Source organism: Streptomyces sp. NPDC006711, assembly GCF_042869775.1.
Classification (GTDB): domain Bacteria; phylum Actinomycetota; class Actinomycetes; order Streptomycetales; family Streptomycetaceae; genus Streptomyces.
In genome coordinates this window covers 313,742-333,084 of record NZ_JBIAGO010000005.1, presented here as the reverse complement: position 1 = coordinate 333,084, position 19,343 = coordinate 313,742, and the positions used below count along the sequence as shown (strand labels likewise).

General features: G+C 72.3%; 19 protein-coding genes and 1 riboswitch. Of the genes, 4 read left to right on the top strand and 15 right to left on the bottom strand.

Annotated features, from left to right (window positions below):
* Positions 1-30: 30 nt before the first annotated feature.
* The 3 genes from ACFYM2_RS14305 to ACFYM2_RS14295 all read right to left on the bottom strand — a co-directional run bounded on the left by ACFYM2_RS14305 (position 31) and on the right by ACFYM2_RS14295 (position 3,621).
* Complete coding sequence (locus tag ACFYM2_RS14305) at positions 31-1,152, bottom strand: hypothetical protein (RefSeq protein WP_388836164.1); 1,122 nt, start codon at positions 1,150-1,152, stop codon at positions 31-33.
* 421 nt (positions 1,153-1,573) lie between these two features.
* Positions 1,574-2,746 (bottom strand): acyl-CoA dehydrogenase family protein, encoded by a 1,173-nt coding sequence (locus ACFYM2_RS14300; RefSeq protein WP_388460195.1) that lies wholly within the window; start codon positions 2,744-2,746, stop codon positions 1,574-1,576.
* A 248-nt stretch (positions 2,747-2,994) separates the two neighbouring features.
* Positions 2,995-3,621: a TetR/AcrR family transcriptional regulator gene (locus ACFYM2_RS14295; RefSeq protein ID WP_388460196.1), complete on the bottom strand. Its 627-nt coding sequence runs from the start codon at positions 3,619-3,621 to the stop codon at positions 2,995-2,997.
* A 120-nt stretch (positions 3,622-3,741) separates the two neighbouring features.
* Between ACFYM2_RS14295 and ACFYM2_RS14290 the strand changes: the two genes are divergently transcribed.
* Both ACFYM2_RS14290 and ACFYM2_RS14285 read left to right on the top strand, forming a co-directional pair.
* Positions 3,742-4,356, top strand: a complete 615-nt coding sequence (locus tag ACFYM2_RS14290) for a DUF6230 family protein (protein ID WP_358996691.1) — start codon at positions 3,742-3,744, stop codon at positions 4,354-4,356.
* Between the two features lie 128 nt (positions 4,357-4,484).
* Positions 4,485-5,576 carry a DUF6114 domain-containing protein gene (locus ACFYM2_RS14285; protein ID WP_388836256.1) on the top strand — a complete coding sequence of 364 codons (1,092 nt, stop codon included), beginning with the start codon at positions 4,485-4,487 and terminating at the stop codon, positions 5,574-5,576.
* 16 nt (positions 5,577-5,592) lie between these two features.
* Here the strand turns inward: ACFYM2_RS14285 and ACFYM2_RS14280 are convergent, their stop codons facing one another.
* Together ACFYM2_RS14280 and ACFYM2_RS14275 are read right to left on the bottom strand one after the other, a co-directional pair.
* On the bottom strand, positions 5,593-5,757 hold the full coding sequence (locus tag ACFYM2_RS14280) for an SCO1431 family membrane protein (RefSeq protein ID WP_267054282.1): 165 nt from the start codon (positions 5,755-5,757) through the stop codon (positions 5,593-5,595).
* Positions 5,758-5,875: 118 nt separating this feature from the next.
* On the bottom strand, positions 5,876-7,261 hold the full coding sequence (locus tag ACFYM2_RS14275; protein ID WP_388836162.1) for a C39 family peptidase: 1,386 nt from the start codon (positions 7,259-7,261) through the stop codon (positions 5,876-5,878).
* 291 nt (positions 7,262-7,552) lie between these two features.
* Here ACFYM2_RS14275 and ACFYM2_RS14270 point away from each other — a divergent pair, with 291 nt between their 5' ends.
* Both ACFYM2_RS14270 and ACFYM2_RS14265 read left to right on the top strand, forming a co-directional pair.
* Positions 7,553-8,203: a uridine kinase gene (locus tag ACFYM2_RS14270; RefSeq protein ID WP_388836159.1), complete on the top strand. Its 651-nt coding sequence runs from the start codon at positions 7,553-7,555 to the stop codon at positions 8,201-8,203.
* Positions 8,204-8,535: 332 nt separating this feature from the next.
* Entirely contained in the window at positions 8,536-10,419 is a 1,884-nt protein-coding gene (locus ACFYM2_RS14265; protein WP_358996682.1) for an AAA family ATPase, read from the top strand.
* Positions 10,420-10,448: 29 nt separating this feature from the next.
* Here the strand turns inward: ACFYM2_RS14265 and ACFYM2_RS14260 are convergent, their stop codons facing one another.
* From ACFYM2_RS14260 to ribD, 10 genes are all read right to left on the bottom strand, one after another.
* Positions 10,449-11,543, bottom strand: coding sequence for a hemolysin family protein (locus ACFYM2_RS14260; protein ID WP_388836156.1), 1,095 nt, complete (start codon positions 11,541-11,543; stop codon positions 10,449-10,451).
* On the bottom strand, positions 11,540-12,877 hold the full coding sequence (locus ACFYM2_RS14255; protein ID WP_358996677.1) for a hemolysin family protein: 1,338 nt from the start codon (positions 12,875-12,877) through the stop codon (positions 11,540-11,542). Before ACFYM2_RS14255 ends, ACFYM2_RS14260 begins: the two co-directional genes overlap by 4 nt.
* A 183-nt stretch (positions 12,878-13,060) precedes the next feature.
* Complete coding sequence (locus ACFYM2_RS14250) at positions 13,061-13,540, bottom strand: PH domain-containing protein (protein ID WP_388836153.1); 480 nt, start codon at positions 13,538-13,540, stop codon at positions 13,061-13,063.
* A 46-nt stretch (positions 13,541-13,586) separates the two neighbouring features.
* Entirely contained in the window at positions 13,587-14,444 is an 858-nt protein-coding gene (gene hisG / locus ACFYM2_RS14245; RefSeq protein ID WP_350229278.1) for an ATP phosphoribosyltransferase, read from the bottom strand.
* A 61-nt stretch (positions 14,445-14,505) separates the two neighbouring features.
* Positions 14,506-14,787 carry a phosphoribosyl-ATP diphosphatase gene (locus ACFYM2_RS14240; RefSeq protein WP_358996671.1) on the bottom strand — a complete coding sequence of 94 codons (282 nt, stop codon included), beginning with the start codon at positions 14,785-14,787 and terminating at the stop codon, positions 14,506-14,508.
* A gap of 35 nt (positions 14,788-14,822) precedes the next feature.
* Complete coding sequence (ribH, locus tag ACFYM2_RS14235) at positions 14,823-15,308, bottom strand: 6,7-dimethyl-8-ribityllumazine synthase (RefSeq protein WP_350229280.1); 486 nt, start codon at positions 15,306-15,308, stop codon at positions 14,823-14,825.
* A gap of 49 nt (positions 15,309-15,357) precedes the next feature.
* Positions 15,358-16,656, bottom strand: coding sequence for a bifunctional 3,4-dihydroxy-2-butanone-4-phosphate synthase/GTP cyclohydrolase II (locus ACFYM2_RS14230; protein ID WP_358996668.1), 1,299 nt, complete (start codon positions 16,654-16,656; stop codon positions 15,358-15,360).
* Positions 16,653-17,297 carry a nicotinamide mononucleotide transporter family protein gene (locus ACFYM2_RS14225; protein ID WP_358996791.1) on the bottom strand — a complete coding sequence of 215 codons (645 nt, stop codon included), beginning with the start codon at positions 17,295-17,297 and terminating at the stop codon, positions 16,653-16,655. Before ACFYM2_RS14225 ends, ACFYM2_RS14230 begins: the two co-directional genes overlap by 4 nt.
* Before the next feature lie 5 nt (positions 17,298-17,302).
* Positions 17,303-17,911 (bottom strand): riboflavin synthase, encoded by a 609-nt coding sequence (locus tag ACFYM2_RS14220; RefSeq protein ID WP_358996665.1) that lies wholly within the window; start codon positions 17,909-17,911, stop codon positions 17,303-17,305.
* 2 nt (positions 17,912-17,913) lie between these two features.
* Complete coding sequence (gene ribD / locus ACFYM2_RS14215; protein WP_388836149.1) at positions 17,914-19,002, bottom strand: bifunctional diaminohydroxyphosphoribosylaminopyrimidine deaminase/5-amino-6-(5-phosphoribosylamino)uracil reductase RibD; 1,089 nt, start codon at positions 19,000-19,002, stop codon at positions 17,914-17,916.
* Positions 19,003-19,166: 164 nt separating this feature from the next.
* A riboswitch (FMN riboswitch) is annotated at positions 19,167-19,297 on the bottom strand.
* Positions 19,298-19,343: the final 46 nt, after the last annotated feature.

Here is a 19,343-nt window from a genome sequence, read left to right as displayed (position 1 = left end):
CGTCACGGGCGCTCGGGGGGCGCCGGGGGCTCAGGGGGCGACTGAGGTGTGGTCGGCGAAGCCGCTGGGGTCGTGGCGGCCGAAGCTGCCGTGCTCGAAGATGCCGTGTCCGGTCCGGCCTTCGAGGGTGAAGCGGGCGGCGTGGTCGCTCACGCCGTACGTGGCCATCGGGTGGGCGGCCGGGTCGCTGAGGTCGTAGACCTGGCGGTCCTCCCAGCCGCGCCCCTGCCAGGTGCCGTGCTGCCAGCCGTCGGCGGGCGGGTAGCCGGCGCCGACGGCGAGGGGCGATGAGGCAAGGATCTCCACGCCGAGTTCGAGGGGCTTGCCGGACGGGTCGGTGAGGTGGACGACCGCGCGCTCGGGGTGGCGGGTGCCGGGCCGGTAGGTGATGTCGGCCCGGGGCCAGCCGAGTTGGGTGTCGGGGTGACCCTCGCGCACGAGCACGGCGTCGTTGAGGGTGCGGTAGCCCTCGGCGTCCTCCTGGACGACGACCATGACGAACCGGTCGTCGAAGCGGACCGGCGCCCAGAGCCAGTGGAACCCCTCGGGCCGGTACTCGTCGCCCCGTCCGGCCTCCTCGCCGGGGATCGGCCGCACCCCCCAGCTGCGGTCGCGGGTCCCGGTCCACCCCCGCGCCGTGACGGGTATCTCCTGGCCGCCGACGCGGATCACGCCGGCGCAGTGGCCCGCCTGCACGAACCGCCGCCCTTCGAGGGTGAGGCGGCCGCCCTTGCGCTGCACGTGGTGGGGCTCCCACAGCGCGGGGAAGTCCGCGGTCCAGGCGATGTCGTAGGCGAGTGAGTCCGGGTCGCCGGGATCGGGTGCGCAGTGCAGGGCGAGACGGCGCAACGGGGTGTCCACGGTGATCCGCAGCGGGCCGACGCTCAGGTTCATGCGGTCGTCGGTCAGGGCGTCGGACGCCCTGACCGCGTGCAGCCGGTCCCCCACGCGCAAGGTGGCGTAGGCGTCGATGACCCCGGTGTTGGGGTAGACCCCGAGCCCCACGATGAGCAAGGCGCGGCCCTGGTGGTCGAAGACGTGGAAGATGCAACGGTCATAGGCGTTGCGATCACCGGTGACGACGTGCGCCATCGAGAGCGGGGCCTGATGAACGGGGTACTCGTCAAGAGGGATGGGCCGATCCTGAACCATCAGCAACCTCCGTACAGCAGAAGGATTCTGACGGTACGTCAGCCCACTGCCACCCCGCCATACCCCCACCCCTCAAGGGGCGCGAGGAACTGCGCACCCAGCCACCCACAGCCGGCACATCCCCACGCACGCAACCACCCCACCCCCCAAGGGGCGCGAGGAACTGCGCGCCCAACCACCCACAGCCGGCACATCCCCACGCACGCAACCACCCCACCCCCGGAGGGTTTAGGGAAGGGGCGGGGAGGGGCCAAAAAAAGGGACCTGGCCCCCGGACGACCCCGGCGGCGACCGAACCACGCCGCCCCGAAGACGGACCGGGACGACCGGGACGGGCCGAGCGGGGCAGGCCGAGCGGGGCAGGCCGACCGGGACGGGCCGAGCGGGGCAGGCCGGACCGGGGCCGCTTCGCGGGGACGGGTCAGCGGGTCTCCGGACCCGCGAGGTGGCGCGCGACAACCATGCGCTGAATCTGATTCGTGCCCTCCACGATCTGCAACACCTTCGCCTCCCGCATGAACCGCTCGACCGGAAAGTCGGCCGTGTACCCATACCCGCCCAGGACCTGAACCGCGTCCGTCGTGACCTTCATCGCCGCATCCGTACAGAACAGCTTGGCCATCGCGGCCTGCCGCGAGAAGGGCCGCCCGGCATCCCGCAACCGCGCCGCCGCGAGGTAGAGCGCGCGGCCCGCCTCGATCTGGGTCGCCATGTCCGCGAGCATGAACCGCAGACCCTGGAAGTCGGCGATGGGCCGCCCGAACTGCCGGCGCCCGGTGGCATAGGCGAGCGCTTCGTCGAGCGCGGCCTGGGCGATACCGATCGCGCAGGCCGCGATGCCGAGCCGCCCGGAGTCCAGCGCGGAGAGTGCGATCGCGAAACCCTGGCCCTCCTCGCCGATGCGGCGCGCGTCGGTGACCCGTACGCCGTCGAAGTGGAGCTGGGCGGTGGGCGAGCCCTTCATGCCCATCTTCTTCTCGGGGGCGGCGGGCGAGAGCCCCTGTGCGTCGCCGGGGACCAGGAACGCCGTGATGCCACGGGCGCCGTCGCCGCCGGTGCGGGCGAGGACGGTGTAGAAGTCGGCGATCCCGCCGTGGGTGATCCAGGCCTTGGTGCCGGTGATGACCCAGTCGGAGCCCTCCCGTACCGCCTTGGTGCGCAGCGAGGCGGCGTCCGAGCCCGAGGCCGGCTCGGAGAGGCAGTACGCGCCGAGCAGGCCGCCGCCGAGCATCGCGGGCAGGTGCTCGGACTGCTGCTCCTTCGTGCCGTAGTTGGCCAGCGCGTGGCAGGCGAGCGAGTGGACGCTCACGCCGAGGCCGACGGTGAGCCGGGCCGAGGCGAGCTCTTCCAGCACCTGGAGGTAGACCTCGTAGGGCTGGTCTCCGCCGCCGAACTCGGAGTCGTACGGAAGGCCGAGCAGTCCTGACTCGGAGAGCAGGGTGAAGATCTCGCGCGGGAAGCGGCCGGCGTCCTCCTGCTCGGCGGCCCCCGGCGCGATCTCCCGCTGGACGATGTCGCGCACGAGCGTGACGAGGTCCCGGGCCTCTTCGGTGGGCAGCTGTCGTTCCACCGGCTGCGGGGCACGGTCGGGCATGGCGCGCTCTCCTCCCTGTCGGGCGCTGCGGCGGACGCGCGCGCAGGGTGAGGCGGCGCCGCCGGTGACTCTGCTCTACGGCCCCTACCTTCCCTTCCGGGTCTCGGAAGTAGCGGGCGGGCGGCCGTGGCGCTGTGAGTATGCCCGATCGGACGCGTCCCGTCACTGGCTCCAAGATCACGATTTCCACCGGTCCGCACGCGCCGTCGGCCCCCCGAAACCGTGCGCTCCCACCCCCGGCTCCGTCCTCAGGACGGATCGGGCGCAGGACAGGACGGTTCGAACTCCTCGATGGTGTCCAGGGTGCGCCGCAGCAGGCGTACCAGGAGCTCGCGCACGGTGTCGCGGGGCGGGTCGAGGGCGGTGAGCCAGTCCAGGGTGACGCTCTCCACGCTGCCGAGCCAGCCGAGCAGCGCGAGCCGGGCGAGCGCCGGTGTCTGCCGGGTGCCGTAGGCGCCCTCGGCGATGGTGGCGATCAGCTCCTCGCGCACCGCGTCGCGGATCGCCTGCACCTGGGTGTCGAAGCCGACGCCACCGGTGACGATGGTCCGGTACGCCGCCTGGTGGTGCTCGGCGTAGCGCAGATAGCCGTCGACGGTGCGGTGCGCGCGTTCGGCGGGGGCCAGGTCGGTGTCGCTGCCCGCGCGCGCCACCAGGTCGGCGACGGAGTCCTCGACGATGGCCAGGTAGTAGCCCCGTTTGGACTTGAAGTAGTAGTAGATCAAGCCTTTGGCGACGCCCGCATGTTTGGCGATGTCGTCCATCGACAGCGCGTCGTAGGAGGTGTCGGCGAACAACTTCCGCCCCGTCGCGATGAGTTCGGAGCGGCGCGCCTGGGATCGCTCGGTCGTTCCGCCCTGTTGACTATTATTCAAATTCGGCCCTAGTCTCCAACTGCCGCAGGATGCCCGCAGTATGGCAGACCTGCGCGCGCACTCCCCCTGCACCGCCTTTTCGGGCTTTCGAGCGTCAGCCGGATCGTACGGGAGGACCAAGTGAGCGCAGCCACAAGGCCGTTGGCCGAGGGCAGGACCGCGTGGAAGAAGACCGCCGTCGTCGCCCTGCCCGCGGTCCTCGCGGTCGGGATCATGGCGGGGGCGATGGCCGAGGGCGCGCTGGCCGCGTCGTTCGCGGTCTCCGGGACCAGCTTCCAGGTCACGTCGGGGAAGCTGACCAGTTCGGGGCTCTCCTCGTTCGTGGGGACCGACAAGTCCGTCGACGGCAAGGGCCACCCGGTGGCGCTGCTCGGCATCGGCGACGCGAAGCTCAGCGACATCTGCCAGTCCGCCGAGGTGGGCACTCCGCTCGGCACGGTGGTCTTCAAACTGACGGCGGGCGGCGACGCGGGCGAGGTGACGGCCAGCAATCTCGTCATCGACGGCGAGGACCTGGTGGGGGACGCCCGGTTCGGCACCGCCGAGATCGGACGCGACGCCTCAACTCTGGACGCGGTCAAGGGAGTTCAGGGCGAGGCAGGCAAGTTCGGCCTTCAGGCCGGCGACATCGAGGTGGACGGCGTGAGGTCGCATGCCTGGTCGGCGACCGGCGGCAACTTCCGCCTGAAGGGGATGAAGGTCGATGTGAGCCTCGGCGGCAAGAAGTGCTTCTGAGGCGCCGGGGCCTGGCTCGGGGCCTGACTTGGTGCCTGCCCCGGGGCCGGCCCCGGTTTCGCCGCTCCGGCGGGCAGCCGGGCCGGACCCCGCACGACGAGCAGGCGTACGCGCCGGTGGGCGGCCGGGTGCGCCGGCGGTGGCTCGACGAGCGGCTGCCCCTCGTCGAGGCGCGCGCGGCACTGCGGGCCTGGCGGCGGACGCGGCCGTTCTGGGCGGGGCTCCTGCTCGTACTCGGCGGCCTCGAACTGCTGCTGGTGCCGCTGGCACCGCTGACCATCCTGGTCAGCCTCGGACTCGGCGGCATCGCCGCCATCGGCATCGGGATCGCGCTCGTCGTCGCCGGTCTCTTCCTGTGGCTGCTGCCGCACACCCGCCACTACGTGTCGATCAACGCCCTGATCCTGTCGGTGCTCTCCTTCGCGGCCACCAACCTCGGCGGATTCCTGGCCGGGATGGCGCTCGGCGTCGCGGGCAGCGCGATGGGGTTCGGCTGGACGCTGAACAAGGAGACGGACCCGACGCGGCGCGGGACGCATCCGCGCGCCCGGCACACCCCCCAGCGCACCCAGCGCACGCTCGCCGCCGCCCTGCCGGTGGCCCTGCTCCTGACGCTCGGCGGCCACCCCGTCGAGCAGCCCCGGCGGGGCGGCGCCATGGGGCAGCCCGGGCAGGGCAGCTCCGCACGGGACGCCGTCGCGCAGGAGGGCGCCGTACGGAAAACCGCCGCGCAGGACAGCGCCGCACAGGACACCGCCGTACGGCAACTCCGGCGGGAGCGGTCCCTACGGCAACCCGGGCAGGACGGGTCCGTCACCGCGCCCGCCGTGCCGCCCACGGTCACCACGGCGCGGTTCTCACCGCACGGGTTCCTGCTCGCCGGGGTGACGACCGTGCCCACCGCGCGCGGCCCGCTGAAGGTCATGGTCCTCAAGATGACATCGGCCTCGCTCACCGACTACCGCCTCACCACCCACGACGGGCACGGCGAACTCGCCCTGGGAGCAAGCTCGTTGGACCTCAGCGGCCGGGTGACGCTCTACCTCAGCAAGTTCAGCGGCTGTCTGGAGGGCCTGCTCTGCCTCACGTTCGACCCCAGCACCCTTCCGGTGCCGCCGGTCGTCCCGCCGTTCGTCTTCATGACCCGGGTGAGCGCCGAGCAGGCGCTGGTCACCTCGGACTCGATCGTCGCGGACGGCCTGACCCTGGGGGCGTCGTAAGAGGGCGGGCCCGTGACTACAGCAGCCCCGCCTGCGTGACGAGCATCGCGATGACGACCACGAGGGTCCAGCCGAGGACGTGCTCAAGGATCTTGGGCCCGGTGTCCTTGGGGCCGCCGGTGCGGGCCCGGAGCTCGGCCAGGGCGCGGGGGTCGTCGAGCGTGGTGGCAGGCAGGGTCATGAGAACTCACTCGGTCCTGTGGTGGTGCGCGGTCCCCCCGGTGACCGTTCCACAGTGCCAGCGGACCGGGCCCCGGGGGTAGAGACGTTCATCACGGCCCCGGGGCGCCGGGCCCGGCTCAGCGGATGCCGGCGGACGCAAGAGCCGTGCGCTGTCCGGGCGTGGGGTCCGTCGGCCAGTACAGGTAGCAGACGCCGCCTGTGCCGGACGCCACGTTCCCACTGGCGTTGTGGCGCTTGGTGCGCAGCCATACGTTCTCGAATTCGCGCCGCCGGTAGACGCGGCGCACGGCGGCGTCGTCGGGCGCGGCCGGATCGTGCGCGATCACGTCGCCGTCCTCGGTGAAGCCGGTCACCGCCATCAGGTGCCCCGAGGTGCCGTAGCCCGCTCCGGTCAGCTCGCCGGCCAGGAAGGACTGGGACGTTATGGCGGGGATGCCCGCGCGGACCAGCCGCTCCACGTCGTTCAGGGAGCCCAGCCGGGTCACCACCGCGTTCAGGTCGCGGTAGGTGGCGGCGTAGGCGGCGTTGAAGGGCCAGTTGCCGCAGCCCTGGTACTGGTAGTCGTACGTGCCCCGGGCGGCCTGGGGGACCTGGGGGTCGGCGTAGGAGGGATCGACCCAGGCGAGGTCGGCCGGGCTCGGCCGGCGACCCCAGTACTCGATGATCATCTGCGACGAGGTGGGGCTGCACCAGGCCTCGCCGCCGTTGTCGTACTGCGGGTACTGGCCCTTGTGGATCTCCTGCGAGTAGCCGGGCACCTCCAGCTCGCCCGCGTAGGTGGGCGTCGAGGCGTCCACCGTGAACCGGTCGGGGACATCGGATGCCATCGCGCCGAGCCGCCACACGGTCGGCGTGAGCCGGCTGCCGGGCGGGCGGTAGAGGGTGACCCGCAGCCGGTAGGCGGCCAGGCGCAGGCCGGTGGCCGGGGTGTCGATCGCGAAGGTGTCCGTGGAGATGGAGCTCCTGCCGTCGCCCTGGCCGTCGAGGGAGGTGCGCCGGATGTCCGCCTCGCCGTCGCCCGCCGTCCAGCGGCCCATGACGTACGCGGGGGTCGCGCTCCCGTCGTTGTAGGTGCCGAGCAGTTCGACCTGGAGCCAGGTGCCGGCGGGGGTGTGCGCGTTCCAGTGCGCGACGGCTTCGGTGGCTGGGACGGTGGAGCGGTGCAGCGGGGAGGTCCAGACGGCGTACTCCCAGGTGGCGCTCCTGTGGGTGTGCGGGTCGGTGTAGTCGGCGGTTCCGGCGGGGCGGCCGATGACGATGCCGGGGCGGCGGCCCTCCTCGACGCGCACGCCGTGCGCGGCGCCCGAGCGCCACTGGGCGGGCGAGGTCCAGGCCTGGTTGTCCACGAGGTGCGGGCCCTGTCTCGGTCGGGGTGCCGCGCCGGGGGCGGCTTCGGGGCCGCCGGAAGCGGCAGCGGGGCCGCCGGACGCGGTGACGACCGCCCCGGCCGCGAGGGCGACGGCGGCGGCGAGGACGGTTCTGCGCGGGGTTGAGCCGGTCATGATGAGGACCCCCGGTCGGTTACGGAAGGGGTGGCGAACGCACGACAGCGGGGCCACTATCCCGGGTCGAGGCGGTTTTCTGCCAGCGATTCGGCACGCGTCCCGCGTCCAATATGGGTCTCGACCACTGGCACGACCTGGACGGGCCCCGCCACCCCCGCGCGGACCCCGCCACCCCCGCGCGGCCCCGGGCGACACCGCCCGCCCGCGCTCCCCCGCGTGACGCACCCGGTACGGTCGACAACGCCGCCGGGACCCTCCCCGTGCCCCGACCCCCCGCAGGCAGGACACATGAACAGCGCATCGCACTCCCCCACCCCACTGCCCGAACTGGCCGCCCGCGTCAGCCGGTTGGCGCCCTCCTGCGGGCCCGTGCGGCTGGTCGCGGTGGACGGGCACGCGGGCTCGGGCAAGTCCACCTTCGCGGGACTGCTCGCCCAGGAGCTGGGCGGGGCGCCGGTGCTGCGCCTGGACGACCTGGCCACCCATGAGGAGTTCTTCGGCTGGACCGGACGGCTGCAGGAACAGGTCCTGGCCCCCTTCGCGCGGGGCGAGAGCGCCCGGTACGAGCCGTACGACTGGCATCTGCGGCGCTTCACGCACGCGCGCACCCTGGAGGCCGCGCCCGTGGTCCTGATCGAGGGCGTGGGAGTCGGCCGGCGCGCGCTGCGGCCCTCGCTCGCCCTGCTGGTGTGGATGGACCTCGACCCGGAGGCCTCCTGGGCGCGGGGCCGGCGCCGCGACGGGGCGGCGCTCTCCACCTTCTGGGACGCCTGGACGCGGGCGGAGACCCGCCACTTCGCGGACGACCCTTCGCGCCCCTTCGCGGACGCGTTGGTACGTCAGGTGCCCGAGGGGTACGAGTGGCTCACGGGGCCCGATGCGACACGACACACACCTCATTCGCTCACCCAGCGTGACGGCCTCACCCCACCTTGCTGAACAGGCGCAAAACAGCCCACTCAGTACCTCAACTCTGCTTGACCCAGGGGCCATACAGGTCTTACGTTCTCATTGTGCGGCTTTTCGAAGTCGCCGCGGACACGAAGCCCCCGGTTGTTCCCCCGTGATCGGGGGCTTCGTTCTGTCCCTTTGGCCCCTTCCGCGCCGTGCGACAGCACGTTTCGCTCACCCTGGGTCACCGTCAATGCCCCCTCCGCGCCCTCTACGGCAGCGGGCCTCCTCGCGGGTACGATGCCATCGGTGCGGTCAACTCCCGCCAATTCCCTTGGGCGAATTGGCGGTTCAGCACGGGGCACGGTGTGGGGGACGTGATGGACTTCGGCACTACGGGCGCGCACGCCCCGGCCGATCTCGCCTGGCTGCGCGGTGTGGACGCGTACACCATGGGCGCGTATCCGCAGGCCGAGGAGGAGTTCCGCACGGCGGTGCGGCTCGACCCCTCGATGGCGGACGGCTGGCTCGGGCTGCACGCGCTGCGCGTGGACACGACCACCGCGCTGCTGCGGATGTATCGCCACCGCGAACGTTTCGGCGAACAGCGCACGGGACACCGCAGGACCCTCAACTCCTGGTACTGGCTGGGCTGGTGGGTCCAGCCGGTCCTGGAGAGCCCGCGCGATCTGCTGCTCGCGCACGCCTCGCACTGGCTCGACGGACGCCATGTCCCCGAGCTCGACCGGGCGCTGGCCGGCCTGCCGCCCGTGGACACCGATCCCCAGGTCCGCTTCCTGCACGCCTGCCGCGCCTATCTGGTCAAGGACTGGGAACAACTGGTGCGCCACACCGAGCCGTTGGTGGACGATCCGCTGCTCGGCATCGAAGCGGGCCTGTTCGGCGGCATGGCCCGGGTGCGCCTGGACATGTTCGGTCAGGCCGAACCGCTGCTCTCGGCGGCCCTGATGCGCTGCCGCAGCGAACAGCCCCAGCGCAAGGAGCTGCGCTACTGGCTGGCCCGTGCCCACGAGGGCACCGGCCGCTCCGCCGCCGCCCTGCCTCTGTACCGGGCGGTCCACCGGGTGGACCCGGCGTTCATGGACACCGCTGCCCGGCTCACCGCGATCACCGAGAACGACGGGTTCGACGGCTCCGACGACTCCCCCGACCTCGCCGCCGTCGCCCTGTCCGGTTTCGGCGACACCGTGGAGGCGGAGGCGGAGTCCGCCGTCGGGTTCGACCCGCCGCCCGAGGGGCGCGAGCTGAGACTGGCCGGGGAGCCGCCGCCGGCCGGCGCGGCCCTCGACGGCGTACGGGACAAGCCGGGCGTCCCCGCGCAGCCCGGACCCCCGCGCTTCCCGGCCGGGCCGACCGACGCCGTGCTGCTCGCCGAGGCGCTGGCGGAGCTGGAGCGCATGGTCGGACTCGAACCGGTCAAGCGCCAGGTCAAAGCGCTCTCCGCGCAGCTCAACATGGCTCGGCTCCGGGCCAGTCAGGGCTTACCTGTCCAGCCGCCCAAACGTCACTTCGTCTTCTCGGGCCCCTCCGGCACCGGCAAGACCACCGTGGCCCGCATCCTGGGCCGGGTCTTCTACGCGCTCGGGCTGCTCGGCGGCGATCATCTCGTGGAGGCCCAACGCGCCGATCTGGTGGGCGAGTTCCTGGGTCAGACGGCCGTCAAGGCGAACGATCTCATCGACTCGGCGCTCGGCGGCGTGCTCTTCGTCGACGAGGCGTACTCGCTCTCCAACTCCGGCTACAGCAAGGGCGACGCCTACGGCGACGAGGCCCTTCAGGTGCTCCTCAAGCGCGCCGAGGACAACCGGGACCACCTGGTGGTCATCCTGGCCGGCTACCCCGAGGGCATGGACCGGCTGCTGGCCGCCAACCCGGGCCTGTCCTCCCGCTTCACCACCCGCGTCGACTTCCCCTCCTACCGGCCCCTCGAACTGACCTCGATCGGTGAAGTGCTGGCCGGCGAGAACGGCGACGCGTGGGACGAGGAGGCCCTTGAGGAGTTGCGCTCCATCAGCGGGCACGTCGTCGACCAGGGCTGGATCGACGAGCTCGGCAACGGCCGCTTCCTGCGCACCCTGTACGAGAAGAGCTGCGCCTACCGGGACTTGCGGCTTTCGATGTATCCCTCGACGCCGACCAGGGACGATCTGTCCACGCTGCGGCTGCCCGACCTGATGCAGGCCTACGGAGAGGTCCTGTCGGGCCGCGGCCCCGTCCGCCGCGACCCGCAGGATCCCCTTTAACCGTCAGCCCGTCAGAGCCCGCCGGCCCGTCAGCCCGCCAGCGCCTGCTGCGCCTGTTCGCCACGCGGCTCGGCGAGCCGGGTCAGCGGAGCGGGCTCCTCGCGGTGCGCGGGGTCACGGACCTCACCCACCAGCATTTCCAGCATGTCCTCCAGGGCGACGAGGCCGAGCATCCGTCCGGATCCGTCGGTGACCTGGGCGAGGTGGGCCGCCGCGCGCCGCATCACGGTGAGCGCGTCGTCCAGGGGCAGTTCCGCCCGCAGCGTGGCGAGCGGGCGCCACAGCTGCTGGGGCACCGCGCGCTCCCGCTCCTCGACGTCGAGTACGTCCTTGACGTGCAGGAACCCCATGAAGGCGCCGCCTTCGGCGCACACCGGGAAGCGGGAGAACCCGGTGCGCACCGTCAGCTCCTCCAGTTCCCTCGGCGTCACCGCGCAGCCGACCGTGACCAGCGACGACCGGTCGAGCATGACGTCCGTCACCGGGCGGCTGCCCAGCTCCAGGGCGTCCTCCAGGCGTTCCTGCGCCTCGGGCTCCAGGAGGCCGGCCTGGCCGGAGTCCTCCACGAGGCGGCCGAGCTGGACGCTGGTGTAGACGGCCTCCACCTCGTCCTTGGGCTCGACCCGGAACAGGCGCAGGATCAGGCGCGCGCAGGCGCCAAGCGCCACGGTCACCGGCCTGCACATCCGGGCGAAGGCCACCAGGCCCGGGCTGAACCAGAGCGCGGTCCGCTCGGGCGCCGCCATCGCCAGGTTCTTCGGCACCATCTCGCCGATGACCAGGTGCAGCGAGACCACCAGCGCGAGCGCGATGACGTAGCCGAGCGGATGGACCAGGCCGTCGGGGAGCCCGATCGCGTGGAAGACGGGCTCCAGGAGCCGGGCCACGGTCGGCTCGGCGACCGCGCCGAGCGTCAACGAGCAGACGGTGATGCCGAATTGGGCGGCGGCCATCATCTGCGGCAGGTTCTCCAGGCCGTGCAGCACCTGGCGGGCCCGCGCGGATGAGGCGGCGAGCGGTTCGATCTGGCTGCGGCGTACGGAGACGAGGGCGAACTCGGCGCCGACGAAGAAGCCGTTGGCCAGCACGAGGAGCAGCGCGAACAGAAGCTGGAGCACGCTCATCGGGCCGCCTCCGCCACGGGCGCCTCTGCGGCGCGCACGAAGCGCACCCGCTCGGCGCGGTAGCGCTCGACCTGGCGGACCTGGATCCGCCAGCCCGGCAGTTCGACCCGGTCGCCGGGGACCGGGATGCGGCCGAGCAGATCGGCGACGAGCCCCGCGACGGTCTCGTACGGTCCCTCGGGCGCGTCCAGGCCGATCCGGCCCAGGTGCAGGACGCGGCAGCTGCCGTCGGCCTCCCAGGCGGGCCTGCCGTCCTCGCCCGCCACCATGGCGAGTTCGGGCCGGCCGGCGTCCACGCCGTCGTGCTCGTCACGGACCTCGCCGACGAGCTCTTCGACGATGTCCTCCAGGGTGACGACGCCGGCCGTGCCGCCGTACTCGTCGACGACGACGGCTATCGGCTGCTCGCTGCGCAGACGCCCAAGGAGCTGCTGCACGGGCAGTGTCCCCGGGACGAGCAGCGGCGCCACCGCGATCAGGCCGACCGCGGTGCGCAGCCGCTCCTGCGGCCGCACCGCGAGCGCGTCCTTGAGGTGCACCATGCCGACGACCTCGTCGATCCGCTCCCGGTAGACGGGAAAGCGGGAGAGGCCGGTGGCGCGGGTGAGGTTCAGGACGTCGGCGGCGGTCGCGGTGGTCTGAAGGGCGCTGACCTTGACGCGCGGGGTCATCACGTTCTCGGCGGTGAGGTGGCCGAGCGAGAGGGTCCGTACGAAGAGGTCGGCGGTGTCCTGTTCCAGGGCGCCGGCCTGGGCCGAGTGCTTGACAAGGGAGACCAGTTCGCCGGGGGTGCGGGCCGAGGCCAGCTCGTCGGCGGGCTCCACCCCGAGCGCCCGCACCAGCCGGTTGGCGACGGTGTTGAGCAGCGCGATGACCGGCCGGAACAGGCGCGAGAAGCGGTCCTGCGGCCCGGCCACGAAGCGGGCCACCTGGAGCGGCTTGGAGACCGCCCAGTTCTTCGGTACGAGCTCGCCGATCACCATTTGCACGGCGGCGGCCAGCAGCATGCCGAGCACGACGCTGATGCCGGACGCGGCGCCCTCGGGCAGGCCGGTGGCGCCGATCGGCCCGTCGAGCAGTCCGGCGAGCGCTGGCTCGGCGAGCATGCCGACGACGAGCGAGGTGATCGTGATGCCGAGCTGGGTGCCCGAGAGCTGGAAGGACAGCTCGCGCAGGGCGCGCACCACGGCGGCCGCCCTGCGGTCGCCCTCGGCGGCGGCGCGTTCGGCGTCCGGCCGGTCGACGGTGATCAGACCGAATTCGGCCGCGACGAAGAAGCCGTTGGCGAGGATGAGAAGGAATGCCGCGCTGAGCAGCACGAGTGAGATGGTCATGCCGCCGCCTCCTGGGAGGGGGCGGCGCAGGTACTACCGGACGATCCGTCCATTGCTGGAGGGAGTCACTCCTCGGGTCGCAGGTGCCCCGCGGCCGGTGGTGCGGGCCTGTGTGCGGGGCGGGGCGCGCTCGGCGCCACCGACATCAGGGTAATCAAGAGGGAGCCGGGTGGGGCAGCGGGCTCAGCCGTTGTCGTGAGCCGTACCGGGTGAATCGGAGGGGATGCCGTGGCGCTCGGCGAGCGCGCGCAGCGCCCTGGCGTCGCGGATGGCCCGCGCCCGGCCGCTCGCGGGCTGGATGCCGAGGGCGGGCAGGCTGGTGCCGTCGCTGAGGTCGAGGAAGACCCAGGGGTCGCCCTGGCGGAGGTTCACGCGCAGGATCTCGGGCCAGGCCAGGCGGCGGGTGCCGGTGAGATTGACCACGGTGACGCCGTGGTCGTCGGCGACGACCTTGGGGCGGCTGAGCAGCACGAGCACCCCGGCGAACAGGGCGGCCATCAGGATGAAGCTGCCGCGTTCGCCCCCGCTCAGGGTCTCGAGGAGCAGCGACATCACCGTCATGGCGATGAACATCGCGGCCGCGCTGGTGAGGAGGACCGCCCGGGTGACGGTCGGCCTGAACGTGACCGGCAGGGCGGGCGGTTGGGGCGCGGGGGCGGACACGGTGTCGTTCGCTTTCGTCGCTGTGGTCGTCGCCTTCGGCGCCGGGTCAGAGGCGGCAGGCGTGGATGGCGGTGGTGAGGATCGCGCGGGCGCCCAGCTGGTACAGGTCGTCCATGACCCGCTGGGAGTCCTTGGCCGGGACCATCGAGCGGACGGCGACCCAGCCCTCGTTGTGCAGCGGGGAGATCGTGGGCGATTCCAGGCCCGGGGTGAGCGCCACGGCGCGCTCCAGGTGCTCGGCGCGGCAGTCGTAGTCCATCATCACGTAGCTGCGGGCCACCAGGACGCCCTGGAGGCGGCGCAGGAACTGCTCGACCTTCAGCTGCGTGGCGCCGTCCGCGCCCGCGCCCGTGCGGCGGATGACGGCCGCCTCGGACTTCATGATCGGCTCGCCGAAGACCTCGAGGCCCGCGTTGCGCAGCGAGGTGCCGGTCTCCACGACGTCGGCGATGGCCTGGGCGACGCCCAGCTCGATCGCCGTCTCCACGGCGCCGTCGAGGTGCACCACGGAGGCGTCGACGCCGGCTTCGGCCAGGTGCTTGGCGACGATGCCCTCGTAGGAGGTGGCGATCGTCCTGCCCGCGAGGTCCTGGAGGGAGGTGACGGTGCCGGGCTTGGCGGCGAAGCGGAAGGTGGAGCGGGCGAAGCCGAGCGGCAGGATGACCTCGGCGTCGGCGCCGGAGTCGATCAGCAGGTCCTCGCCGGTGATGCCGATGTCGAGCTTGCCGGCGGACACGTAGATCGCGATGTCCTTGGGGCGCAGGTAGAAGAACTCGACCTCGTTGACGGGGTCGACGGTGACGAGTTCCTTGGACTCCTTGCGCATCCGGTAGCCGGCCTCATGGAGCATCGCCGACGCAGGTCCGGACAGTGAACCCTTGTTGGGGACGGCGATGCGCAGCATGAGGTCAGCTTCCTTGTGTGTGCGGAGGTGTGGTGCGGGCGGTGTGCCGGGCTCGGGGTGCTCAGAGGTGGGCGTAGACGTCGTCGAGGGAGATCCCGCGCGCGACCATCATCACCTGGACGTGGTAGAGCAGCTGCGAGATCTCCTCGGCGGCGGCTTCCTTGCCCTCGTACTCGGCGGCCATCCAGACTTCGGCGGCCTCCTCGACGACCTTCTTGCCGATGGCATGCACGCCCTTGTCCACCAGCTCGGCGGTGCGGGAGGTGGCCGGGTCGCCGGTGGCGGCCTTGAGCTGGAGCTCGGTGAAGAGCTCTTCGAAGGTCTTGGAGGGTTTGTTCGCCATGATGCTTCTTAGGGTAAGGGGTGGGTTCCGGTCGCTCAGCGCCAGGGTTCGCTGACCGTGCGCAGCGTGGTCGCGGTGGCGACGGCGGCGGTGACCGCTTCGTGCCCCTTGTCCTCGTTCGACCCTTCGAGGCCCGCCCGGTCCAGGGCCTGCTCCTCGGTGTCGCAGGTCAGCACGCCGAATCCGACGGGTACGCCGGTGTCCACGGTGACCTGGGTGAGGCCGTTGGTGACACCCTGGCACACGTACTCGAAGTGCGGGGTGCCGCCCCTGATGACGACACCGAGCGCGACGATGGCATCGTAGCCGCGCCCCGCGAGGACCTTCGCCACGACCGGGAGTTCGAAGCTGCCCGGGACGCGCAGCAGGGTCGGCTCGTCGATGCCGAGCTCGTGCAGCGCGCGCAGGGCGCCGTCGACGAGTCCGTCCATCACCTTCTCGTGCCACTGCGCCGCGATTACGGCGACACGGAGGTCCCCGCAGTTGCGTACGGACAGTTCGGGTGCGCCCTTGCCACTCACGTGCTCTCCTTGAGGTGTTTCGGTGTGCTGGTGCTGTCTTGGGTCCTGGCTACTGGTTGCCGCAGGCCGACATCGGCGCCGGGGCGCCGTCAAGCCAGGGCAGGTCGTGGCCCATGCGGTCCCGCTTGGTGCGCAGATAGCGCAGGTTGTGCTCGCCGGCCGTGACGGGCATGGCCTCCCGGCCCGACACCGTCAGACCGTGCCGCGTCAACGCGGTGATCTTGTCAGGGTTGTTGGTCATGAGCCGCAGGCTGCGTACGCCGAGGTCGGTGAGGATCTGGGCGCCCGCGGCGTAGTCGCGGGCGTCGGCGGGCAGGCCGAGCTCCAGGTTGGCGTCCAGGGTGTCGCGGCCGCGCTCTTGCAGTTCGTAGGCCCGCAGCTTGGAGAGCAGGCCGATGCCGCGCCCCTCGTGGCCGCGCAGATAGACCACGACGCCCCGGCCTGCCTCGGTGACGCGCTCCATGGACGTCTGGAGCTGGGGGCCGCAGTCGCAGCGCAGCGAGTGGAAGATGTCGCCGGTCAGGCACTCGGAGTGGACCCGCACCAGGACGTCCTGGCCGTCGCCGATGTCGCCGTGCACCAGGGCCACGTGCTCGACGCCGTCAACGGTGGAGCGGTAGCCGTACGCGGTGAACTCGCCGGTGGCGGTGGGCAGATGGACCTCGGCCTCGCGCCGCACGGTGGGCTCGGCGGAGCGCCGGTAGGCGATCAGGTCCTCGATCGAGATGATCGTCAGGCCGTGCTTGCGGGCGAAGGGGATGAGTTCGGGCAGCCGCAGCATGACGCCGTCCTCGCCCGCGATCTCGACGATGGCGCCGGCGGGGGCGAGCCCCGCGAGCCGGGCGAGGTCGACCGCGGCCTCGGTGTGGCCGTTGCGCGCGAGCACACCGCCGGGCCTGGCGCGCAGCGGGAAGACGTGCCCCGGGCGGACGAAGTCGTTGGTCGCGGAGCGGCCGTCGGCGAGCAGGCGCAGGGTGGTGGCGCGGTCGGCGGCGGAGATGCCGGTGCTCACGCCGTGCGCCGCGCTCGCGTCGACGGACACGGTGAAGGCGGTCCTCATCGACTCGGTGTTCTGCTCGACCATCTGCGGCAGGCCGAGCCGGTCGAGGTCGTCGCCCTCCATGGGCGCGCAGATCAGGCCCCGGCATTCGCTCATCATGAACGCGACGATCTCGGGGGTCGCCTTCTCGGCGGCGACCACGAGGTCGCCCTCGTTCTCGCGGTCCTCGTCGTCCACGACGACCACGGGCCGGCCCGCCGCGATGTCGCGGATGGCCTGCTCGACGGGGTCGAGGGAGAACTCCTCGCGGTGCTCGCCCGGGTGCAAGGTGGGTGCGTGCGTGGTCATGCCGTCGCTCCTTCCAGGGCGGGCTCGACGCTCGTGCGCGAGCGCAGCCACCAGTCGCGCATGCCCCACAGGACGAGCGCGCCGTAAATGACGTAGACGAAGCCGGAGAAGGCGTATCCGTTGGCGAAGTTGAGGGGGACCCCGACCAGGTCGACCAGGAGCCAGGCGAACCAGAACTCGACCATGCCGCGGGCCTGGGCGTACATGGCGGCGATCGTGCCGACGAAGACGTAGGCGTCGGGCCACGGGTCCCAGGAGAGAGCGGGGTAGGCGGTGAACAGGCCCGCGACGGCGACCGTGCCGAGCGCGGCGCCGCCCAGCAGGACAGCCCGCTCGCGCCAGGTGGCGAACCGTACGGCGATGGAGCCGTCCTGCGCTTGCCGCTTGCCCCGGGTCCAGGCGAGCCAGCCGCCGGCCGCCACGACCATCACCACGACCTGCTTGCCCGCGCTGCCGGACAGGTGCCCGGCGGCGAACGCCACGAACAGGATCAGACCCGAGACGAACTGCGCCGGCCAGGTCCAGATCGAGCGGCGCCAGCCGAGCGCGAGCGCGATGAGACCGATCGTGTTGCCGGTCATGTCCGACCACTTGATGTGCTGCCCGAAGAGGGTGAAGGCCTCGCCGTTCAGCCAGTTCACTGCGCTCACTTGCGGTTCCCCCCGTGGCCCGCGCCGAGCAGCCGCTCGACGTACTTGGCGATGACGTCGACCTCCAGGTTGACCGGGTCGCCGGGCTGCTTGATGCCGAGCGTGGTCAGGGCGAGGGTGGTCGGGATGAGGCTGATGGTGAAGTAGTCGGCGGCGGCCTCCACGACCGTGAGGCTGACGCCGTCCACGGTGATGGAGCCCTTCTCCACGACGTACCGGGACAGGTCGTCGGGCAGGGCGATCTTGACGATCTCCCAGTTCTCCGAGGGGGTGCGGGCGAGCACCGTGCCGGTGCCGTCCACGTGGCCCTGCACGATGTGCCCGCCGAGCCGGCCGCCGACGGCCATGGGCCGCTCCAGGTTGACCCGGGAGCCCACCTGGAGGGCGCCGAGGCTGGAGCGCTTCAGCGTCTCGTCCATCACATCGGCGGTGAACTCGCCGTCGCCGAACTCCACGACCGTCAGACACACGCCGTTGACGGCGATCGAGTCGCCGTGCTTCGCGCCCTCGGTGACCAGGGGGCCGCGCAGGCGGAAGCGGGAGGCGTCGCCCAGCGTCTCGATGGCGGCGACCTCGCCCAGCTCTTCGACGATTCCGGTGAACACGTTCAGCGCTCCTTGGCGAGTGGGGTGGCGGTGACGCGCAGGTCCGGGCCGAGGCGCACGGCCTCGGTGACGGTGAGCCGCAACGCCTCGGTGATGGTGGTGATGCCCGCTCCCGCGAGCGCGGTGGGACCGGCTCCCAGCAGGGCGGGGGCGAGATAGCCGATGACGCGGTCGACGGCGCCCGCGGCGACGAAGGCGCCGGCCAGGGTGGGCCCGCCCTCCAGCAGCACGGAGCGCACGCCCCGGCCGTGGAGGTCCCCCAGCAGCGCCGGGATGTCGAGGCCGGCGACGGCGCGCGGCAGGCGGACGAGCGCGCCCTGGGGCAGGTGGGCGGCGTCGGCGTCCCGCGCGACCGCGATCAGCGTGGGCGCCGCGTCGTCGAGGACGCGGGCGCCGGGCTTGACGGCGGTGGCGTTGGTGTCGACCACCACGCGCAGGGGCTGGGTCGCTCCCGCCGCGCCCCGGACGGCGAGGTGCGGGTCGTCGGTACGGGCGGTGCCCGAGCCGACCAGGACCGCGTCGCACTCGGCGCGCAGCCGGTGGACGTCGGCGCGGGCCTCGGCGGAGGTGATCCAGCGGCTGGTGCCGTCGGCAGCGGCGATCCGGCCGTCGAGCGTGGCCGCGTACTTCCAGGTGACATACGGACGGCCGAGGCGTACGGAGGTGAGCCAGGCGGCGTTGCCCGCCTCGGCCTCCGCGCTCAGCAGCCCCTGCTCGGCCTCGATGCCGGCCGCGCGCAGGGTGTCCGCTCCCCCGGTGGCCTGCGGGGTGGGGTCGGCGACGGCGTAGTGGACGCGGGCGACGCCGGCGGCGCGCAGCGCCTGGGCGCAGGGGCCGGTGCGGCCGGTGTGGTTGCAGGGTTCCAGGGTGACGTACGCGGTGCCGCCACGGGCCCGCTCGCCCGCGTCCCGCAGGGCGTGGACCTCGGCGTGCGGGCCGCCGGCGCGCTGGTGGTAGCCCTCGCCCACGATGGCGCCCGACGCGTCGGTGATGACGCACCCGACGACCGGGTTGGGGCTGGTGGAGCCGAGTCCGCGCGCTGCGAGCTCAATGGCTCGGCGCATGGCGTCTGCGTCGGCTGCGGTGGCCACCGGGTCCTCCTGCCTGTGGGGGCACGGACTCCGGGGCCTGTCGATGACGACAGAGAGCGGGAAAGAGCCGTCGCGCACAGCTCACGCCACGGCCGAATGGAGACCGGTGCCGTGAACGGCGACCGGTAACAGACGGCCGGCGTGACCGTGGAACGGTCCGCCCGCCGCGCACTGCCTCCCATCCGGACTTTCACCGTCGGTCCAGGAATTTCACCTGGTCAACCGGCCGCTGGATGCGGACGGGTCGCGGACTATAACCGCCGGTTCGGAATTACACCGACCCCGGAGTGCGCTGCTGCTGGTACAGGGCCAGTGTGCCACGACCTCCCGGAGGCCATGCG